Source organism: Pseudomonas fluorescens HK44, from assembly GCF_000217955.3.
Classification (GTDB): domain Bacteria; phylum Pseudomonadota; class Gammaproteobacteria; order Pseudomonadales; family Pseudomonadaceae; genus Aquipseudomonas; species Aquipseudomonas fluorescens_AQ.
In genome coordinates, this window is the sequence record NZ_AFOY02000009.1 from 106,772 (window position 1) to 126,764 (window position 19,993).

Below are 19,993 nucleotides of genomic sequence, written 5' to 3' on the forward strand. Positions count from 1 at the left end.
TGACTAGAGTCAACTCCGCTTTCTCGCCGCCGTTCGCCTTGTCTTACCTGCGCTCGTGACGCTTTAAAGTGCCGGATTGTACCGGGCCCCGAGCAAAACATCAGCCTGTCGACTAAACCTCAATCAGGCCTTCACGCGCCTCATAGGCAAGGCGCACCGGCGCGAACGAACGCCGATGAATCGGCGTCGGCCCCAATCGAGCCAAGGCCTCCAGATGAACGGGCGTCGGGTAGCCTTTGTGGCCGCCGATGCCGTAACCCGGATAAATCAATTCGAACGCCGCCATTTCGCGATCACGACTGACTTTCGCCAGAATCGATGCCGCTGCGATCGCCGGGACCTTACTATCGCCTTTAACCACCGCATCAGCCGGCATGGCCAGTTTCGGGCAGCGGTTGCCATCGATCATCGCCAGCTTCGGCGTGATATGCAGGCCTTCGACCGCACGCTGCATGGCCAGCATGGTGGCGTGGAGAATATTCAGCTCATCGATTTCTTCGACTTCGGCACGTGCGATGCACCAGCTCAGAGCTTTTTCGCAAATTTCGTCGTAGAGCTTTTCACGGCGTGCTTCGGTGAGCTTCTTCGAGTCATTGAGCCCAAGGATCGGCCGGTTCGGATCGAGGATCACCGCCGCCGTCACCACTGCGCCACAGAGCGGGCCGCGACCCACCTCATCGACACCGGCGACCAGGTCCTCGGCGTCTGCGACGAGGGTGAAATCCAGACCCATTTGCATCTTTACGTTACTCATTGAGGTTTGCCGATCAGATTGAGGACGGCATCTGCGGCCTGATTCGAGGCGTCGCGACGCAGGGTCCGGTGAATCTGGTCAAAACCGGTGGTTTGCTCTTCACCGCCATCAATCAACGGCGACAGCGTCAGCGCCAATGCCTCGGGGGTCGCATCGTCTTGCAGCAATTCGGGCACCAGCAGACGCTGAGCCAGCAAATTCGGCAAGGAGATGTAAGGGCTTTTCACCATGCGCTTGAGGATCCAGAACGTCAGCGGCGCCAGACGGTAGGCCACGACCATCGGACGCTTGTACAACAGGGCTTCCAGCGTTGCAGTCCCCGACGCAATCAGCACCGCGTCGCACGCGGCCAGTGCCTGATGGGAGCGGCCATCGAGCAAGGTCACCGGCAAATCGCGGCCAGCCAACAGCTCTTCGAGCTGCACACGGCGTTCAGGGCTGGCGCACGGCATGACGAACCGCACGCCAGGCCGCATGGCCCGCAAACGCTCGGCGGTGTCGAGGAACAAGGCACCCAGGCGCCCAACTTCCCCGCCCCGGCTGCCCGGCATCAGCGCAACCAGCGGACCTTCTGGCAGTCCCAGTTCGGCGCGCGCAACTGAGCGGTCAGCCTCAAGAGGAATCACATCGGCCAGGGAGTGACCGACAAACCTCACCGGCACGCCTTTCTCTTCGTAGAATTTGGCTTCAAACGGGAACAGCGTGAGCATTAGATCGCAACCTTCGCGAATCTTCAGCACACGCTTTTGACGCCATGCCCAAACCGATGGACTGACGTAATGCACAGTCTTGATTCCAGCCTGGCGCAGTTTGAGTTCGATGTTAAGGGTGAAATCCGGAGCGTCGATGCCGATGAAAACATCCGGTTTTTCGGCGATGAGGGTCGCGATCAGTTTTTTGCGGCGAGCCAACAGCTCACGCAAGCGGCCGAGCACCTCGACCAGGCCCATGACCGCCAGACGCTCCATCGGGAAGTAAGACGTCAGGCCTTCAGCCTGCATCAGCGGACCGCCGACACCGATGAACTCAACCGCAGGATGCTGTGCCTTGAGCGCACGCATCAGACCCGCACCCAAAATATCGCCGGAGGCTTCGCCCGCCACCAGTGCAATACGCAGACTGGCCATGATTAACGGGTGATGCCGCGAGTCGAAGACTGAATGGAGTCACGGAATATCGCGACTTCCGGGAACTCTTCCGACGGCTCGGCCAACTCGGCAAGCGCTTGTTCGACTGTGAAACCCTGGCGATAAACCACTTTGTAGGCGCGGCGTAATGCATGGATCGCATCTTCGCTGAAACCACGGCGACGCATGCCTTCGAAGTTCATGCTACGAGCTTCGGCAGGGTTGCCGAACACCGTGACATAGGCTGGAACATCCTTGCCTATGGCTGTGCCCATACCCGAAAAACTGTGGGCGCCAATATGGCAATACTGATGAACCAGGGTAAAACCCGACAGGATCGCCCAGTCATCGACGTGCACATGACCGGCCAACGCGGTGTTGTTGACCAGGATGCAGTTATTGCCGATAACGCTGTCATGACCAATGTGGGCATAGGCCATGATCAGGTTGTGGTCGCCCAGGGTCGTTTCGGAACGATCCTGAACAGTGCCACGGTGAATCGTCACGCCTTCACGGATGACATTGTGGTCACCGATCACCAGGCGGGTTTCTTCACCCTTGTACTTTAAATCGGGCGTGTCCTCACCTACCGAGGAAAACTGGTAAATGCGGTTGTGCTTACCGATACGTGTCGGCCCTTTGAGAATCACGTGCGGGCCGATCACTGTTCCCTCGCCGATTTCCACACCAGCGCCGACGATCGACCACGGGCCGACCTCGACGTCGTCGGCCAGAATGGCCGTCGGATCGATGATTGCGCGAGGGTCAATCAAACTCATAGTTTGCGTTCCGCACAGATGATTTCAGCAGAGCAGACTGGCTTGCCATCGACCGAAGCCTGGCATTCGAACTTCCAGATCTGACGCTTGCAGCTGATGAACTTCGCTTCAAGAATCAACTGATCACCCGGCAGAACCGGCTGGCGGAAACGCAGCTTGTCGGAGCCGACAAAGTAGTAAAGCGTGCCATCGGCCGGCTTTACGTCGAGCATTTTGAAACCAAGGATCCCGGCAGCCTGAGCCATCGCTTCAATGATCAGTACGCCCGGCATGATTGGATGCGCAGGGAAGTGACCGTTGAAGAATGGCTCGTTGATGCTGACATTCTTGTAGGCGCGAATGCGCTTGCCTTCAACATCCAGCTCCACTACCCGGTCCACCAACAGGAACGGGTAACGGTGAGGCAGGTATTCGCGAATCTCGTTGATGTCCATCATTTCGGGGGGAAGCCTATGTAAAGATTGGGAGCGCGCGACTGACGCACACTCCTCTAGCAAATCAAGGAGGCAGTCTAACGGCTGTGCACACTTGATATGGAAATGGTATCAGCCATCTGATGAAGCATTGCTGTCGGGGGTCACGTCCCCAACACGCTTTTCCAGCTGTCGCAAACGTCGCGCGATGTCATCGAGCTGACGGATACGTGCCGCGCTTTTGCGCCACTCGGCAGCCGGTTGCATGGCCGTCCCGGACGAATAGGAACCCGGCTCGGTAATCGAGTGAGTCACCATGGTCATTCCGGTCAGGAATACGTTGTCGCAAATATCAATGTGTCCGACCAGCCCCACACCACCCGCCAGCATGCAGTGCTTGCCGATTTTGGTGCTGCCGGAAATCCCCACGCACGCCGCCATGGCGGTGTGATCACCGACTTGCACGTTGTGGGCGATCTGAATCTGGTTATCGAGCTTCACACCATTACCGATGATGGTGTCGGCCAGCGCACCGCGGTCGATGGCGGTATTCACGCCAATCTCCACATCGTCACCGATCAATACCCCACCCACCTGGGCGATCTTCTGCCAGATGCCTTTTTCGTTGGCAAAACCAAAGCCTTCACCACCGAGCACGGCACCGGACTGAATCACCACGCGCTTGCCGATGCGTACGTCGTGGTACAGCGTCACTCGCGGGGCCAACCAGCCGCCCTCACCGATCTCGCTGCGCGCACCGATGAAGCAGTGGGCACCGACCGTCACACCTGCGGCGATTCGCGCAGCGCTTTCGATCACGGCAAACGCGCCAATGCTCGCAGCCGGATCAACCACCGCATCCGCTGCCACCACCGCTGTCGGATGGATACCGGCAGCAGCCTTGGGTTTGGGGTCGAACAGATGGGAAACCCGCGCATACGCCAGGTACGGATCAGGCACAACCAGCGCATCACCGGCAAAACCTTCTGCGTCAGCGGCCTTCAGCAACACGGCTGCGGCCTGGCTGTCAGCCAGATATTTACGGTATTGGGGGTTTGCCAGAAAGCTCAACTGAGCTGGGCCAGCCTCCTGCAAGGTGGCTAGCCCAGTGATTTCTTTTTCCGCGGAGCCACGGAGAGTGGCACCGAGGAACTCGGCCAATTGGCCGAGCTTTATAGTCGCTGTCATGGATTACTTCAGCTGATTCATGCGCTCGATTACCTGGCGAGTGATGTCGTACTGAGGCTTGACATCAATCACTGCGCCACGCTCGAAGACCAGGTCAAAAGCACCTTTCTTGATGACTTCTTCCACAGCGCTGTCCAGTTTCGGCTTGAGCTGCTTCAGCATTTCACGGTCAGCAACAGCTTTGGCTTCGTTCAGCTCTTTGGACTGGAACTGGAAGTCACGGGCCTTTTGCTTGAATTCAAGCTCAAGACGCTCACGCTCGCCCTGAGCCATTTTGTCGCCACCGCTAACCAGACGATCCTGAATGCCTTTGGCACTGCTTTCCAGGGTTTTGAGCTTGGTCAGTTGCGGGCCGAACTTCTTCTCGGCATCCACGGCGTATTTCTTCGCCGCGTCAGATTCCAGCAAAGCCATCTGATAGTTCAGTACTGCGATTTTCATTTCGGCAAATGCCGGGGTTGCTACCAGGACAGTTGCCAGGAGAACCAATTGAGTCAACTTACGCACGATGCACTCCTACAAAATCCATTGTCGTTATCTTGGATCAGGCTATTAGAAAGTCTGACCGAGGGAGAATTGGAACACCTGAGTCTCCGCATTGCTGTCCGGTTTCTTGACCGGCATTGCCAAGGCAAAGCTCAACGGACCAAGGGCGGTAACCCATGTCACACCCACACCCACCGAACTGGCCATATTGCTAAGGCTGACTTCATTGCACAGTGTTTTGGACTTCGAACCATCGGCGTTAGTGCTCTGTGTGCAACTCGAGTCGAACACGTTACCCACGTCCCAGAATACCGATGTACGCAAAGAACGCTGATCCTTCACGAACGGCAGAGGGAACAGAACCTCTACACCGCCCTGAATCAGGACGTTACCACCAAACGGCAGCGGATTCTGATCCGGGTCGACAGAAGTTCCCGGGTTAACAGCACGGCTCGGTGTACTGCGAGGACCCAGGGTGCTGTCCTTGAAGCCGCGAACCGAGTTGAAACCACCTGCGAAGTAGTTCTCATAGAACGGCAGCCCGCTGGTAGAACCATAACCATCGCCGTAACCCAGCTCGGTGTGCAGGCGCATGGTGTAGTTTTCAGTCAATGGCTGGAACAACTGACCACGGTAGTCGAGCTTGAAGAACGACAGATCGCTGCCCGGGGTAGTGGCTTCCAGTGTCAGGCTTTGCGAGTGACCACGGGTCGCCAGCACGCCTTTATTCAGAGTTGACTCGGACCAACCGGCCGAAGCCTTGAAGTTCAGGTACTGGTCGCCTTCACGGTTCACGAAGTCAAAAATCTCGTCAACGGTGTACTGACCGGTCTTGATCTTGTCTTGCTGCGCACTCAGACCAAAGGTCAGACGCGAAGTTTCACTGATCGGATAACCGACGTTGATACCCGCGCCCAGGCTGTCTACCGCATAGCTGGCTACGTTGACATCAAGGTTTTTGTAGTCAGTGGTGCGATAGAAAGCGTTGTAACCCAGGCTCACGCCATCGGCTGTCCAGTACGGGTCGACATAACCGAAGTTATAACGGCTCTGGTATTGGCTACGGGTCAAGCCAATGCTGACCTTGTTACCGGTACCCAGGAAGTTGTTCTGGGTAATCGAACCACCCAGGATCAAACCGGCGCTCTGGGCAAAACCAACGCTGGCGGTAATCGAGCCGGAAGCTTGTTCTTCAACGGCGTAGTTCACGTCAACCTGGTCATCGACACCCGGTACAGCCGGAGTCTCGACGTTGACTTCCTTGAAGAAGCCCAGACGTTCCAGACGGGTCTTGGACTGGTCGATCAGGTAGGTCGAAGCCCAGCCACCTTCCATCTGGCGCATTTCACGACGGAGCACTTCGTCTTCCGACTTGGTGTTGCCGCGAAAGTTGATACGGTTTACGTAAGCACGCTTGCCCGGATCGACCACAAAGGTGATATCAACGGTGTGATCGTCGTCATGCGGAGTCGGTACGCCGTTGACGTTGGCGAAGGTGTAACCCTCGTTACCCAGGCGACGGGTAATCAATTCAGAAGTCGTGGTCATCAGCTTGCGTGAGAAGACCTGGCCTTTTTGCACCAGCAGCAGCGCCTTGACCTGGTCTTCAGGGACCTTCAGGTCACCGCTGAGCTTCACGTCACGAACGTTGTACTTCTGACCTTCGTTGATGTTGACGGTGATATAGACGTGTTTTTTGTCCGGGGTGATCGAAACCTGGGTCGAAGCGATATCCATATTGATATAGCCACGGTCCAGGTAGTAGGAACGCAGACGCTCCAGGTCACCGGAGAGTTTTTCACGAGCGTACTTGTCATCGTTCTTGAAGAACGACAACCAGTTGCTGGTCTTGAGTTCGAACAGGTCGATCAGGTCTTCATCAGGGAAAACCGTGTTACCCACCACGTTGATGTGCTGGATAGCCGCGACAGTGCCTTCGTTGATATTGACCTTCAAGCCAACGCGGTTGCGCGGCTGAGGAACAACTTCAGTGTCAACGGTGGCCGAGTAGCGACCTTGAGCGACGTACTGGCGCTGCAGCTCGTTACGCACGCCTTCAAGCGTCGCACGCTGGAAGATCTCGCCTTCGGCCAGACCGGATTGTTTAAGGCCTTTCATCAGGTCTTCAGTGGAGATCGCCTTGTTGCCTTCGATCTCGATACTGGCGACCGACGGGCGTTCGACTACCGTAATGACCAGGACATTGCCATCGCGGCCCAGCTGGATATCTTGAAAGAAACCGGTTTTGAACAGCGCACGAGTGGATTCCACCAGGCGACGATCATCCGCCTGTTCACCGACGTTCAACGGCAAGGCACCAAAGACGCTACCCGCGGATACCCGCTGGAGGCCATTGATGCGAATATCGGAGATAGTGAAGGACTCGGCGTGAACTTCGGCGATCATCAATACGGTGAAAACCGCAGTTAGCAGCAGACGTTTCATGAAGTCCTTTCTTATTCCAACTGGCAATAAACAAACTGCCGCAAAATGCGGCAGATTCGCAATTCAGCGAAGCGTTACAGTCGACCCAGATCGTTGACCAGAGCAAGCAACATCACCCCGATCACCAAACTGATACCGATCTGTATCCCCCAACTCTGCACCCGATCCGACAAGGGACGACCACGCGCCCACTCGATCAGATAAAACAACAAATGCCCCCCATCCAGTACAGGAATGGGCAACAAATTCAGAACGCCCAGGCTAATACTCAGATAAGCCAGGAAATTCAGGAAATCAGCGACACCCGACTGGGCAGAAGCGCCCGCCACTTTAGCAATGGTTATCGGTCCACTCAAGTTTTTTACCGAGAGCTCGCCGAACAACATTTTCTTTAGTGAATCAAGGGTCAGCACACTCATGGTCCAGGTGCGTCGAGCACCTTCGCCAATCGCGGCCACAGGACCGAAGCTGACCTCGCGAATCATGACTGGTGGCCAATTGATGGCCTTCACCCCAGCCCCCAGATAACCACTGGCTACTTTCGCCTTGTCGCGAGCTGCCAAGGTAACCGGGACGTCGATTTGAGCACCGTCACGCTCGATATGCAGCACAATTTTGGTATCAGGACGCACACGTACCCAATCGACCACTTGCTGCCAATCGGTCAACGCCTGGCCATCGAGTGCCAGCAGACGGTCACCGGTCTTCAGGCCAGCTGCCTGCGCCGGGCCTTTAGGGTCCAGCTCAGCCAACACTGGCGGCAATGCCGGACGCCAAGGGCGAATACCCAGCGAACGAATCGGGTCCGGTTCATCAGCCCCCTTGAGCCAATGATCCAGGACCAGCTCACGCGGTGAATCAACGGTAGAGCCCTGTTCGCGCACCAGCAATTGCAACGAACCGCTTTCACCAAGACGCCGGACCAGTTGCAGATTCACTGCTGCCCAACCCGAAGTCGGCTCCCCATCGATGGCGACGATTTCCTGCCCCGGATTCAAGCCGGCCCTGGCGGCCATGCTGCCGACTTCAACGACTCCGATGACAGGACGCACCTGCTCGGTGCCAAGCATCGCCAGCACCCAGAAAAACGTCAACGCCAACAAAAAGTTGGCGACAGGCCCGGCAGCAACGATGGCGATACGCTGACGAACGGATTTGCGATTAAAGGCCTGATCAAGCTGATCGGATGGCACTTCACCTTCACGCTCGTCAAGCATCTTCACGTAACCACCCAGAGGGATGGCGGCGATCACGAACTCGGTGCCGCGCCGGTCATGCCAGCGCAGCAATGGCAGGCCGAAGCCCACGGAGAAACGCAGAACCTTGACGCCACAGCGACGCGCGACCCAGAAATGGCCAAATTCATGGAAGGTGACCAGCACGCCCAAAGCCACCAGGGTGCCGACAATCATATAGAGCGCGCTCATCTACTTTCTCCGCAATCCTATTCAGTGTTGCCGCGAGCAAACCCGCCGCAACACCTATCGCCCGTGACGACTCAACCAACGCTCGGCCAGGACACGCGCTTTCGCGTCCGCAGTGAAAACCGCATCGAGATCATCGACCGAAACCACAGGCTCGAGGTTTAACACCTCTTCGATGATACTCGCGATCTCCAGGTAACGGACACGTCCTTCAAGAAAGGCCGCAACAGCCACCTCATTCGCGGCGTTCAGCATCGCCGGAGCACTGTTCCCTGCCTCTGCTGCCTGACGCGCCAGACGCAAGCACGGGAAACGCTCTTCGTCGGGCGCCTGGAAGTCCAGACGCGCGATTGCAAACAGATCCAGCGGCGCAACCCCGGAGTCGATGCGCTCAGGCCATGCCAGCGCATTGGCGATCGGCGTGCGCATATCCGGATTGCCCAACTGCGCCAATACCGAACCATCAACGTAGTCGACCAGCGAATGAATCACGCTTTGCGGATGAATCACCACTTCGACCTGTGACGGTTTTGCATCAAACAGCCAGCAGGCCTCGATCAGCTCCAGGCCTTTGTTCATCATGCTGGCCGAATCGACCGAAATCTTGCGGCCCATCGACCAGTTGGGATGGGCACACGCCTGCTCTGGCGTAACATGCGCCAACTCAGCCATGGATGTCTGCCGGAACGGACCGCCAGAGGCTGTCAGTAAAATCCGTCGAACACCCACAGCGCCGAGCCCGCGGGAAAAATCTGCGGGCATGCACTGAAAGATCGCATTGTGCTCGCTGTCGATCGGCAGCAGCACTGACCCGCTCTTGTGCACGGCCTGCATGAACAGAGCGCCGGACATCACCAGCGCTTCCTTGTTGGCCAGCAGAATCTTCTTGCCCGCCTCGACCGCCGCCAGCGTCGGACGCAAACCCGCCGCACCGACAATCGCCGCCATCACCGCATCGACTTCAGCGTCGGAGGCGACCTGACACAGGCCCTCCTCTCCCACCAGCACCCGCGTTGAAAGGCCCGCAGCGCGCAGATCGTCCTGCAGACGCCGGGCAGCCAAGGGCTCCGGCACAACAGCAAAACGCGGCACATGGCGGATACACAAGGCCAGCAGCTCACTCAGGCGAGAGAAGCCGCTCAAGGCAAAGACTTGATAGCGCTCGGGATGACGCGCAATGACATCAAGGGTGCTCAGACCAATAGAACCGGTCGCCCCAAGGACAGTAATCTGTTGTGGGCGGCTCACGATGCAGCCATCCACAGCAATACCGCAAACACCGGAATCGCCGCGGTGAGACTGTCGATACGATCCAGAATGCCGCCATGGCCCGGCAGCAGATTACTGCTGTCCTTGATGCCCGACTGGCGCTTGAACATACTTTCGGTCAAATCGCCGACCACTGAGATAAACACGATAATCGCCGCACCGATCAACCCTTTCAGCATCTCGCCAGTCGTCCAGTCACGCACCAGACCAACGATGGCGGTGATCACCAGGCTCAGCAACAAGCCGCCGTACACGCCTTCCCAGCTCTTGCCGGGACTGACCTGCGGAGCAAGCTTGCGCTTGCCGAATGCCCGGCCGGAAAAGTAAGCGCCAATGTCTGCGCCCCAGACCAGCACCATCACTGCCATGATCAACCAGTTACCCAGCGGCTCTTGCTTGATCAGGATCAAACCTTGCCAGGCCGGCAACAGGATCAGCAGGCCGATGACCAGCTTGCAGGCTGCACTGGCCCAATGCTCACTGGTCTTGGGATAGGTCAGCACCAGGTACGTCGCCACCGCCCACCAGAGCACGGCAGCCCCCAGCACCCAAGGCGAAAGCCCCGGCAGCACATGCATGACAAACAGCATCGCCGCGACCACCGCCGCATAAGCGACACGGATCGGTTGTGCGGTGAAACCTGCCAGGCGCGCCCATTCCCAGGCACCAAGAGTCACGACCAGGCCGATAAACAGCGCAAAACCGGAGCCCTCGAGTAGAAAAAATCCGCACAGGGCGATCGGCAGCAGGATCAGCGCAGTGATGATTCGTTGTTTAAGCATTAAACCCGGGCTCCAGCCTCGACCTGCTCACTCGTTTTACCGAAGCGACGCTGGCGAGAAGCGAAATCGGCCAATGCTTTACGCATGGCTTCGTGTTTGAAGTCCGGCCAGAACAGGTCGGAGAAATACAGCTCGGAGTACGCCAACTGCCACAGCAGGAAGTTGCTGATGCGATGCTCGCCACCGGTACGAATGCACAAGTCCGGCAACGGCAGATCACCGGTAGCCAGACAGGTCTGCAGCAACTCCGGACTGATGTCTTCCGGACGCAAATGCCCGGCCTGAACTTCTCGCGCCAGACGTTGGGCTGCCTGGGCGATATCCCACTGACCGCCATAGTTGGCCGCGATCTGCAGAACAAACCGATTGGCGCCGACTGTCATTGCCTCCGCCTCACGCATGGCAGCCTGAAGCTCGGGATGAAAACGCGAACGATCACCGATGATACGCAACGTGATGTTGTTGTCGTTGAGGCGCTTGGCCTCGCGACGCAACGCCTTGAAAAACAAATCCATCAAGGCGCTGACTTCATCGGCCGGGCGCTGCCAGTTTTCACTGGAGAAGGCGAACAGGGTCAGTACTTCGACCCCGGCCTCAGCACACACCTCAATGACCGCGCGCACAGCATCGACGCCAGCCTTGTGCCCGGCAATACCGGGCAAGAAACGTTTTTTTGCCCAGCGATTATTGCCGTCCATGATGATCGCGACATGGCGCGGCACCACCGTGGGCGCAGTCTGCTTGGTCTTTTCCATGAAGGCGTCCTGACCCCTTATACGGCCATCAGGTCCTTTTCTTTGTCTTCAGTGAGCTTATTGATCTGAGCCTCGAAGTCTTTGATCAGCTTGTCGATATCGGCACTCGCGCGACGCTCTTCGTCTTCGCTGATTTCCTTATCCTTGACCAGCTTCTTCAGGTCGCCCAGTGCATCACGGCGAATATTACGCACCGCGACACGAGCATCTTCGGCTGCGCTGCGCGCTTGCTTGGTGAAGCCCTTGCGGGTCTCCTCGGTCAAGGCCGGCATGGAAATCAGCAGCAACTCACCCAGGTTCGTCGGGTTGAGGTTCAGACCAGCACTCTGGATCGCCTTGTCGACCGCTGCGAGCATGTTGCGCTCGAAAGCCACGACCTGCAGGGTCCGGGAGTCCTTCACGGTGACGTTGGCCACGCTGCTCAAAGGAGTATCCGAACCGTAGTAAGGGACCATCACGCTGCCCAGGATACTTGGGTGCGCCTTGCCTGTACGAATCTGGCCAAAAGCGTGGGCCAGGGACTCCAGCGACTTGGTCATGCGCTCTTGAGCGTCTTTCTTGATTTCGTTGATCATTGCTCGCCTTCCTCGATCAGGGTTCCTTCAGCGCCGCCATGTACGATGTTCAGCAGGGCGCCGGGCTTGTTCATGTTAAATACGCGCAGCGGCATCTTGTGGTCGCGGCACAGGCAAATAGCCGTCAGATCCATCACACCCAGCTTGCGATCCAGTACTTCATCGTAGGTCAGATGATCGAACTTCTCGGCATGCGGGTCTTTGAATGGATCAGCGGTGTACACACCATCAACCTTGGTCGCTTTCAACACGACGTCAGCATCGATCTCGATCGCACGCAGGCAGGCTGCCGAGTCCGTGGTGAAGAACGGGTTGCCGGTACCGGCAGCGAAGATGACCACTTCCTTGGCGTTCAGGTGACGCATGGCTTTGCGGCGATCGTAGTGATCGGTCACGCCGACCATGGAAATAGCCGACATCACGATGGCCGAGATATTCGCACGTTCCAGCGCGTCACGCATGGCCAGAGCGTTCATCACAGTGGCCAGCATGCCCATGTGGTCGCCAGTGACCCGATCCATACCGGCCGCACTCAGTGCTGCGCCTCGGAACAGATTACCACCACCAATCACCAGGCCGACCTGAACACCGATACCGACCAACTGGCCGACTTCCAGCGCCATGCGATCCAGAACCTTGGGGTCGATCCCGAACTCTTCGGACCCCATCAGGGCCTCGCCGCTAAGCTTGAGTAGAATGCGTTTATAGCGAGCCTGATAACCACTGCCCTGCTGAGCCATTGCGAATCTCTCCTGCGGCGTATTTTAAAAAATTCTTTGCGGGCTGTTTGCAGCCTGCGTTCACTCTAACGTGACACTGTCACAGCGCCATCAGAACACGGCCTTGTAAGCCAGTTCCGACGGAAAACCAAATAAATTGGCTTCCCCATCTGAAAAGAGGCTGCGCGCGTGAGCGGGCAGCCTCTTCAGGGCGACAGTTAAAAAACTGTCTTATTGCTTGCTGGCAGCCAGCTGTGCGGCAACTTCTTCAGCGAAGTTGTCGACTGGTTTCTCGATGCCTTCGCCTACTTTGAAGTAAGTGAAGGAAACGATTTCAGCGCCGCCTTTCTTGGCCAGCTCACCGACCTTGATTTCAGGGTTCTTGACGAACGCCTGCTCAACCAGGCTGGCTTCAGCCAGGAACTTGGTGATACGACCGGCAACCATTTTTTCAACGATTTCGGCTGGCTTGCCTTTGATCTTGTCTTCGTTGAGGCTCATGAACACGGCTTTTTCGCGTTCGATGGCGTCAGCGGAAACTTCCGACGGCAGCAGGAACTCAGGGTTGCTGGCAGCTACGTGCATAGCGATGTCTTTGGCCAGCTCGACGTTGCCGCCCTTCAGGGCCACGACTACACCGATCTTGTTGCCGTGCAGGTAAGAACCGACAACATCGCCTTCGATACGAACCAGACGACGGATGTTGACGTTTTCGCCGACTTTGGCAACCAGCGCTTCACGAGCCGATTCCTGAGCGGCGATCAGCGGAGCTGCGTCGGTCAGTTTGTCGGCGAATGCTTTTTCTACGCTGGCAGCAACGAAAGCTTTGAAGTCGTCTTGCAGAGCGAGGAAGTCGGTTTGCGAGTTGACTTCAATGATAACGGCAGCTTTACCGTCTTCCTTGATGCCGATCGCGCCTTCAGCGGCAATGTTGCCTGCTTTCTTGGCTGCCTTGATGGCGCCCGAAGCACGCATGTCATCAATGGCTTTCTCGATGTCGCCGCCAGCCTTGGTCAAGGCTTTCTTGCAGTCCATCATGCCTTCGCCAGTACGCTCGCGCAGTTCTTTGACCAACGCTGCAGTAATCTCTGCCATTTCAAAATTCCTCTTGGATAGGTTATCAACCATTCCACCCGATCGAACGGGCGTTCAATTCTTCCCGAACCAACCTTGTTAGCTGCTGCACATTACAGATGCAGTAGCGGCATCCTGAAAACAGGCGCCAACAAATGGTTTTCGAGGTGGCAAAAAGGGGGCCAAGCCCCCTTTTTGCTTACTGAGTCAACGCCAAGGCGTCAATTACTCAGCTGCTGCTACCGGAGCTTCTTCAACGAACTGCTCGGTGCCGCCAGCAACGTGGTTGCGACCGCGGATAACAGCGTCAGCCATCGAACCCATGTACAGCTGGATAGCGCGGATTGCGTCATCGTTGCCTGGGATGATGTAGTCAACGCCTTCCGGGCTGCTGTTGGTATCGACTACGCCGATAACCGGGATGCCCAGTTTGTTGGCTTCGGTGATCGCGATACGCTCGTGATCAACGTCGATAACGAACAGTGCGTCAGGCAGACCGCCCATGTCCTTGATACCACCCAGGGAACGATCCAGCTTTTCCAGATCGCGAGTGCGCATCAGCGCCTCTTTCTTGGTCAGCTTGGCGAAAGTACCGTCTTCAGCTTGCACTTCAAGGTCACGCAGACGCTTGATGGAAGCACGGATGGTTTTGAAGTTGGTCAGCATGCCGCCCAACCAGCGATGATCGACGTACGGCGAACCGCAACGTGCTGCTTCTTCAGCAACGATCTTGCCAGCGGAACGCTTGGTGCCGACGAACAGAATCTTGTTTTTGCCCTGGGCCAGACGCTCTACGAAAGTCAGAGCTTCGTTGAACATTGGCAGGGTTTTTTCAAGGTTGATGATGTGGATCTTGTTACGCGCGCCGAAAATGTACTTACCCATTTTCGGGTTCCAGTAACGGGTCTGGTGACCGAAGTGCACACCGGCCTTCAGCATATCGCGCATGTTGACTTGGGACATGATAGTTCCTTAATAAGTCGGGTTTGGCCTCCACGTATCCCAATGACCAACCAGCAGCATCAGCTGAAGGCACCCAGGTCATCGTGTCGACACGTGTGTGGATTTAAGCTTTTCGGGGTATACCCGGAAAGCGGCGCATTTTATATCACAAGGAAGGCGAAAACGAAACCCGGATTCTTAAAACCGGCCAAGTGCTTTTGTTCCGGCCCTTGGAATCCCCCTAGAATGCGCCATTCTATAGAGAGAGGCGATGCACGGAGGCGCAGATTTGCCGTGATCGTCTGTTAGAATCGTGTTTTTCAGGGCTGCGAGCAGCATCACGCAGAGCCCATTCCGTATAGAAAGCGCCACTGAGCGTAGAGAGAGCCTGTATGACCGTCACCCTCAAAACCCCAGAGGACATCGCAAAAATGCGGATCGCCGGCAAGCTTGCCGCCGATGTGCTGGAAATGATTGCCGAATACGTCAAGCCGGGCGTCACGACCGAAGAGCTGGACCGCATCTGCCACGACTACATCGTCAACGAGCAGAAAGCCATCCCTGCCCCGCTCAACTACAAAGGCTTTCCGAAGTCGATCTGCACCTCGATCAACCACGTGGTCTGCCACGGCATCCCGAACGAGAAGCCGCTTAAAGATGGCGACACGCTGAATATCGACGTCACCGTGATCAAAGATGGCTATCACGGCGACACCAGCCGCATGTTCCACGTCGGCAACGTGCCGGTCTGGGCCGAGCGCCTGTCGCAAGTCACCCAGGAATGCATGTACAAGGCCATCGAACTGGTCAAGCCTGGCTGCCGCCTCGGCGATATCGGCGAAGTCATCCAGAAGCACGCTGAAAAAAATGGTTTCTCAGTGGTTCGCGAGTTCTGCGGTCACGGCATCGGCAAGGTATTCCACGAAGAGCCGCAAATCCTGCATTACGGCCGCGCCGGCACCGGCATGGAACTGAAAGCCGGCATGACCTTCACCATCGAGCCGATGATCAATCAGGGCCGTGCCGACACCAAGGTACTCGGCGATGGCTGGACCGCGATCACCAAGGATCGCAAGCTGTCGGCCCAGTGGGAGCACACCCTGCTGGTGACCGAAACCGGCTACGAGATCTTCACATTGCGCAGCGATGACACCATCCCTCGCGTTTCGGCCTGATCCAGCAAGCTCCCCACCCAGCCTATAGAAGGAATGCCAATCGATGCCGCAGGTGGATCCCGAACTCTTCGACCGCGGCCAGTTCCAGGCCGAACTGGCCCTGAAGGCAAGCCCGATCGCGGCCTTCAAGAAGGCCATCCGCCAGGCACGAGAGGTACTCGACGTGCGATTTCGCAGCGGACGGGATATTCGCCGGCTGATCGAGGATCGCGCCTGGTTCGTCGACAACATCCTGCAACAGGCCTGGGAGCAGTTTAATTGGAGTGAAGACGCCGACATCGCGCTGGTCGCGGTCGGCGGCTACGGTCGCGGCGAACTGCACCCCTACTCCGACATCGATTTGCTGATTTTGCTGGACAACGCCGATCACGAAGTTTTCCGCGATTCCATCGAGCGATTTCTGACGCTGCTATGGGACATTGGCCTGGAAGTTGGCCAAAGCGTGCGCTCGGTGGACGAATGCGCCGAACAAGCCCGCGCCGACCTGACCATCATCACCAACCTGATGGAGAGCCGCACCATTGCCGGCCCCGAGCATTTGCGCCAGCGCATGCTCGATGTCACCAGCACGGAGCACATGTGGCCGGCCAAGGAATTTTTCCTGGCCAAACACGCCGAACAAAAAGCGCGTCACCACAAATACAACGACACCGAATACAACCTGGAACCCAACGTCAAAGGTTCGCCTGGCGGCCTACGGGACATTCAGACGATTCTCTGGGTGGCACGCCGTCAATACGGCACGCTGAACCTGCGCGCACTGGCGGGCGAAGGCTTCCTGGTCGAAAGCGAAAACGCCCTGCTGGCCTCGTCCCAGGAGTTTTTGTGGAAGGTTCGCTACGCCCTGCACATGCTCGCTGGCCGCGCCGAAGACCGCTTGTTGTTCGACCATCAGCGCTCAATCGCCGGGCTGCTGGGCTTTGAAGGCGATGACGCCAAGCACGCCATCGAAAACTTCATGCAACAGTACTACCGGGTGGTGATGAGCATTGCCCAGCTCAGCGACCTGATCATCCAGCATTTCGAGGAAGTCATCCTCGCGCCGGAAGATGAAGCGCCGCCGCAACCGATCAACTCGCGCTTCCAATTGCATGACGGCTACATCGAGGCGATCAACACCAACGTGTTCAGACGCACACCGTTTGCCATGCTGGAAATTTTCGTGCTGATGGCCCAACAGCCGGAAATCAAGGGCGTGCGGGCTGATACCATTCGTCTGCTGCGCGAACACCGGCACCTGATCGATGACGATTTTCGCAATGACATTCGCAATACCAGCCTGTTCATCGAACTGTTCAAGTGCAAGATCGGCATCCACCGCAACCTGCGACGGATGAACCGTTACGGTATCCTCGGGCGCTACCTGCCAGAGTTCGGCTTTATCGTCGGGCAGATGCAGCACGACCTGTTCCATATTTATACGGTCGACGCCCACACCCTGAACCTGATCAAACACCTGCGCAAATTGCAGTACACCCAGGTGTCCGAGAAATTCCCGCTGGCCAGCAAGCTCATGGGCAAGCTGCCCAAGCCGGAGCTGATCTACCTTGCCGGGCTGTACCACGACATTGGCAAGGGCCGGCATGGCGATCACTCGGATATCGGGGCAGTCGACGCCGAAGCGTTCTGCCAACGCCATCAACTGCCCGTGTGGGACAGCCGACTGATTGTCTGGCTGGTGCAAAACCACCTGGTGATGTCGACCACCGCCCAGCGCAAAGACCTGTCCGATCCGCAAGTGATCCACGACTTCGCGCAGATTGTTGGCGACGAGACCCGCCTCGATTACCTGTACGTGCTGACCGTTTCGGACATCAACGCCACCAACCCGACGCTGTGGAACTCCTGGCGCGCCAGTTTATTGCGCCAGCTCTACACCGAAACCAAGCGTGCCTTGCGCCGCGGTCTGGAAAACCCGGTCGATCGCGAAGAGCAGATCCGCCAGACCCAACGCGCCGCCCTGGATATTCTGGTACGTGGCGGCACCGACCCGGACGATGTCGAACAACTCTGGTCGCAACTGGGCGACGATTATTTCCTGCGTCACACCGCCGGCGACGTGGCCTGGCACACTGATGCAATTCTCCAGCAACCCGCCGACGGCGGACCGCTGGTACTGATCAAGGAAACCACCCAGCGCGAGTTCGAGGGCGGCACGCAGATCTTTATCTATGCGCCGGACCAGCACGACTTCTTCGCCGTGACCGTGGCGGCGATGGACCAGCTCAACCTGAACATTCACGACGCCCGGGTGATCACCTCTACCAGCCAGTTCACCCTCGACACCTATATCGTGCTCGACACCGACGGCGACTCGATTGGCGATAACCCGGCGCGGGTCAAGCAGATCCGCGACGGTCTGACCGAGGCCCTGCGCAACCCGGACAACTACCCGACCATCATCCAGCGTCGGGTGCCGCGCCAGCTCAAACACTTTGCGTTCGCACCGCAAGTGACGATCCACAACGACGCCCAGCGTCAGGTGACGGTGCTGGAACTCAGCGCCCCCGACCGTCCGGGTCTGTTGGCACGGATCGGAACAATCTTTCTCGAATTCGACCTGTCGCTGCAAAATGCCAAGATTGCCACCCTCGGCGAGCGGGTCGAAGACGTGTTCTTCATCACCGACGCGAGCAATCACCCGTTGTCCGACCCGCAACTGTGCAGCCGTTTGCAGGATGCGATCGTCGAACAACTGAGCGTCAGCCCCGAACCGGATATCAAACTTTCACGCATCAGCATCTGAATTAACAAATTTTCCCCTGTGGGAGCGAGCCTGCTCGCGATGGCGTCAGTCCATTCAGCATCGCCAGTGACTGATCTATTGCTATCGCGAGCAGGCTCGCTCCCACATTGAACGAGACCCCGCCCCCATGAACAACGCTCTGAACCAGCTCCAGCCCTACCCGTTCGAGAAACTGCGTGCCCTGCTCGGGGCGGTGACGCCAAATCCCGACAAGCGCCCGATTGCATTGTCCATCGGCGAGCCGAAGCACCGTTCGCCAAGCTTTGTGGCCGAAGCGCTGGCGAGCAATCTGGATCAGATGGCGGTGTACCCGACCACGCTTGGCATCCCGGCCCTGCGTGAAGCCATTGCAGGCTGGTGCGAGCGCCGCTTTGGCGTACCGAGTGGCTGGATCGACCCGGCGCGCAACGTGCTGCCGGTCAACGGCACTCGTGAAGCCCTGTTCGCTTTCACCCAGACCGTGGTCAATCGCGGCGACGACGCACTGATTGTCAGCCCGAACCCGTTCTACCAGATCTATGAAGGCGCAGCGTTCCTCGCAGGCGCCAAGCCGCATTACCTGCCGTGCCTGGATGAAAACGACTTCAACCCGGACTTCGATGCGGTATCGGACGATATCTGGAAGCGCTGCCAGATCCTGTTCCTGTGCTCGCCGGGCAATCCAACGGGTGCGCTGATCCCGGTCGAAACCCTGAAGAAACTGATCGCCCTGGCCGACGAACACGACTTCGTCATCGCTGCCGACGAGTGCTACAGCGAGCTCTACTTCAACGAACAGACCCCACCGCCAGGCCTGCTCAGCGCCTGCGTGGAACTGGGTCGCAAGGATTTCAAACGCTGCGTGGTTTTCCACAGCCTGTCCAAGCGTTCCAACCTGCCGGGCCTGCGCTCGGGTTTCGTCGCCGGCGATGCCGACATTCTCAAAGGCTTCCTGCTGTATCGCACCTACCACGGCTGCGCCATGCCGGTTCAGACCCAACTCGCCAGCGTTGCCGCGTGGAATGACGAAGTGCATGTACGGGCCAACCGTGCGCTGTACCGCGAAAAATACGACGCGGTACTGGAAATCCTCAGCCCGGTGATGGACGTACAGCGTCCGGACGGCGGCTTCTACCTGTGGCCGAATGTTGAGGGTGATGATGCCGCGTTCTGCCGTGATCTGTTTGTCGAAGAACACGTGACGGTGGTGCCAGGCTCTTACCTGTCCCGTGAGGTAGATGGTTTCAATCCGGGTGCTGGCCGGGTACGCCTGGCATTGGTCGCGCCGCTGGCAGAGTGCGTTGAGGCCGCCGAGCGGATTCGCAACTTCATAACGACTCGCAGCAATCAATAGGTATTAA

Annotated in this window: 18 protein-coding genes; 3 read left to right on the plus strand and 15 right to left on the minus strand. The window is 57.7% G+C overall.

Going from position 1 to position 19,993, the window contains the following annotated elements; genetic code table 11:
• Positions 1-112: 112 nt before the first annotated feature.
• The 15 genes from rnhB to rpsB form a co-directional block, all read right to left on the minus strand.
• Positions 113-739: a ribonuclease HII gene (gene rnhB / locus HK44_RS09115; protein WP_031319359.1), complete on the minus strand. Its 627-nt coding sequence runs from the start codon at positions 737-739 to the stop codon at positions 113-115.
• Between the two features lie 11 nt (positions 740-750).
• Positions 751-1,881, minus strand: coding sequence for a lipid-A-disaccharide synthase (gene lpxB, locus HK44_RS09120; RefSeq protein ID WP_019692096.1), 1,131 nt, complete (start codon positions 1,879-1,881; stop codon positions 751-753).
• A gap of 2 nt (positions 1,882-1,883) precedes the next feature.
• Positions 1,884-2,660 carry an acyl-ACP--UDP-N-acetylglucosamine O-acyltransferase gene (gene lpxA, locus HK44_RS09125; protein ID WP_019692095.1) on the minus strand — a complete coding sequence of 259 codons (777 nt, stop codon included), beginning with the start codon at positions 2,658-2,660 and terminating at the stop codon, positions 1,884-1,886.
• Complete coding sequence (fabZ, locus tag HK44_RS09130) at positions 2,657-3,097, minus strand: 3-hydroxyacyl-ACP dehydratase FabZ (protein WP_007978374.1); 441 nt, start codon at positions 3,095-3,097, stop codon at positions 2,657-2,659. Before fabZ ends, lpxA begins: the two co-directional genes overlap by 4 nt.
• A 108-nt stretch (positions 3,098-3,205) precedes the next feature.
• Positions 3,206-4,261 carry a UDP-3-O-(3-hydroxymyristoyl)glucosamine N-acyltransferase gene (lpxD, locus tag HK44_RS09135; protein WP_019692094.1) on the minus strand — a complete coding sequence of 352 codons (1,056 nt, stop codon included), beginning with the start codon at positions 4,259-4,261 and terminating at the stop codon, positions 3,206-3,208.
• Between the two features lie 3 nt (positions 4,262-4,264).
• Positions 4,265-4,768 (minus strand): OmpH family outer membrane protein, encoded by a 504-nt coding sequence (locus HK44_RS09140; RefSeq protein WP_019692093.1) that lies wholly within the window; start codon positions 4,766-4,768, stop codon positions 4,265-4,267.
• A 45-nt stretch (positions 4,769-4,813) separates the two neighbouring features.
• A complete protein-coding gene (gene bamA, locus HK44_RS09145) occupies positions 4,814-7,192 on the minus strand; it encodes an outer membrane protein assembly factor BamA (protein WP_019692092.1) in 2,379 nt (792 codons plus the stop codon).
• A gap of 74 nt (positions 7,193-7,266) precedes the next feature.
• Positions 7,267-8,619: a sigma E protease regulator RseP gene (gene rseP, locus HK44_RS09150; RefSeq protein WP_019692091.1), complete on the minus strand. Its 1,353-nt coding sequence runs from the start codon at positions 8,617-8,619 to the stop codon at positions 7,267-7,269.
• A gap of 54 nt (positions 8,620-8,673) precedes the next feature.
• On the minus strand, positions 8,674-9,864 hold the full coding sequence (gene ispC, locus HK44_RS09155) for a 1-deoxy-D-xylulose-5-phosphate reductoisomerase (protein WP_019692090.1): 1,191 nt from the start codon (positions 9,862-9,864) through the stop codon (positions 8,674-8,676).
• The gene (locus tag HK44_RS09160; protein WP_019692089.1) at positions 9,861-10,667 is read right to left on the minus strand and encodes a phosphatidate cytidylyltransferase; all 807 of its coding nucleotides are present in this window, start codon (positions 10,665-10,667) and stop codon (positions 9,861-9,863) included. The genes ispC and HK44_RS09160 overlap by 4 nt, the downstream gene beginning before the upstream one ends.
• Positions 10,667-11,422 (minus strand): polyprenyl diphosphate synthase, encoded by a 756-nt coding sequence (uppS, locus tag HK44_RS09165; protein WP_019692088.1) that lies wholly within the window; start codon positions 11,420-11,422, stop codon positions 10,667-10,669. Before uppS ends, HK44_RS09160 begins: the two co-directional genes overlap by 1 nt.
• 17 nt (positions 11,423-11,439) lie before the next feature.
• Entirely contained in the window at positions 11,440-11,997 is a 558-nt protein-coding gene (gene frr, locus HK44_RS09170) for a ribosome recycling factor (protein WP_019692087.1), read from the minus strand.
• Complete coding sequence (gene pyrH / locus HK44_RS09175; RefSeq protein WP_019692086.1) at positions 11,994-12,737, minus strand: UMP kinase; 744 nt, start codon at positions 12,735-12,737, stop codon at positions 11,994-11,996. The genes frr and pyrH overlap by 4 nt, the downstream gene beginning before the upstream one ends.
• Before the next feature lie 210 nt (positions 12,738-12,947).
• Complete coding sequence (gene tsf, locus HK44_RS09180; protein WP_019692085.1) at positions 12,948-13,811, minus strand: translation elongation factor Ts; 864 nt, start codon at positions 13,809-13,811, stop codon at positions 12,948-12,950.
• A 204-nt stretch (positions 13,812-14,015) separates the two neighbouring features.
• Positions 14,016-14,753 (minus strand): 30S ribosomal protein S2, encoded by a 738-nt coding sequence (gene rpsB, locus HK44_RS09185; RefSeq protein ID WP_003219330.1) that lies wholly within the window; start codon positions 14,751-14,753, stop codon positions 14,016-14,018.
• 371 nt (positions 14,754-15,124) lie between these two features.
• Here rpsB and map point away from each other — a divergent pair, with 371 nt between their 5' ends.
• The 3 genes from map (at position 15,125) to dapC (ending at position 19,986) form a co-directional block, all read left to right on the plus strand.
• Complete coding sequence (gene map, locus HK44_RS09190; protein WP_019692084.1) at positions 15,125-15,907, plus strand: type I methionyl aminopeptidase; 783 nt, start codon at positions 15,125-15,127, stop codon at positions 15,905-15,907.
• Between the two features lie 43 nt (positions 15,908-15,950).
• Positions 15,951-18,653: a [protein-PII] uridylyltransferase gene (locus tag HK44_RS09195; RefSeq protein ID WP_019692083.1), complete on the plus strand. Its 2,703-nt coding sequence runs from the start codon at positions 15,951-15,953 to the stop codon at positions 18,651-18,653.
• Between the two features lie 127 nt (positions 18,654-18,780).
• Complete coding sequence (gene dapC, locus HK44_RS09200) at positions 18,781-19,986, plus strand: succinyldiaminopimelate transaminase (protein WP_019692082.1); 1,206 nt, start codon at positions 18,781-18,783, stop codon at positions 19,984-19,986.
• The last annotated feature ends 7 nt before the right edge of the window (positions 19,987-19,993 follow it).

Coding starts and splice junctions, on each gene's coding strand:
- rnhB (WP_031319359.1), bottom strand. CDS start 739: ATGCAAATGGGTCTGGATTTCACCCTCGTCGCAGACGCCGAGGACCTG.
- lpxB (WP_019692096.1), bottom strand. CDS start 1,881: ATGGCCAGTCTGCGTATTGCACTGGTGGCGGGCGAAGCCTCCGGCGAT.
- lpxA (WP_019692095.1), bottom strand. CDS start 2,660: ATGAGTTTGATTGACCCTCGCGCAATCATCGATCCGACGGCCATTCTG.
- fabZ (WP_007978374.1), bottom strand. CDS start 3,097: ATGATGGACATCAACGAGATTCGCGAATACCTGCCTCACCGTTACCCG.
- lpxD (WP_019692094.1), bottom strand. CDS start 4,261: ATGACAGCGACTATAAAGCTCGGCCAATTGGCCGAGTTCCTCGGTGCC.
- bamA (WP_019692092.1), bottom strand. CDS start 7,192: ATGAAACGTCTGCTGCTAACTGCGGTTTTCACCGTATTGATGATCGCC.
- rseP (WP_019692091.1), bottom strand. CDS start 8,619: ATGAGCGCGCTCTATATGATTGTCGGCACCCTGGTGGCTTTGGGCGTG.
- HK44_RS09160 (WP_019692089.1), bottom strand. CDS start 10,667: ATGCTTAAACAACGAATCATCACTGCGCTGATCCTGCTGCCGATCGCC.
- uppS (WP_019692088.1), bottom strand. CDS start 11,422: ATGGAAAAGACCAAGCAGACTGCGCCCACGGTGGTGCCGCGCCATGTC.
- frr (WP_019692087.1), bottom strand. CDS start 11,997: ATGATCAACGAAATCAAGAAAGACGCTCAAGAGCGCATGACCAAGTCG.
- pyrH (WP_019692086.1), bottom strand. CDS start 12,737: ATGGCTCAGCAGGGCAGTGGTTATCAGGCTCGCTATAAACGCATTCTA.
- tsf (WP_019692085.1), bottom strand. CDS start 13,811: ATGGCAGAGATTACTGCAGCGTTGGTCAAAGAACTGCGCGAGCGTACT.
- rpsB (WP_003219330.1), bottom strand. CDS start 14,753: ATGTCCCAAGTCAACATGCGCGATATGCTGAAGGCCGGTGTGCACTTC.
- map (WP_019692084.1), top strand. CDS start 15,125: ATGACCGTCACCCTCAAAACCCCAGAGGACATCGCAAAAATGCGGATC.
- HK44_RS09195 (WP_019692083.1), top strand. CDS start 15,951: ATGCCGCAGGTGGATCCCGAACTCTTCGACCGCGGCCAGTTCCAGGCC.
- dapC (WP_019692082.1), top strand. CDS start 18,781: ATGAACAACGCTCTGAACCAGCTCCAGCCCTACCCGTTCGAGAAACTG.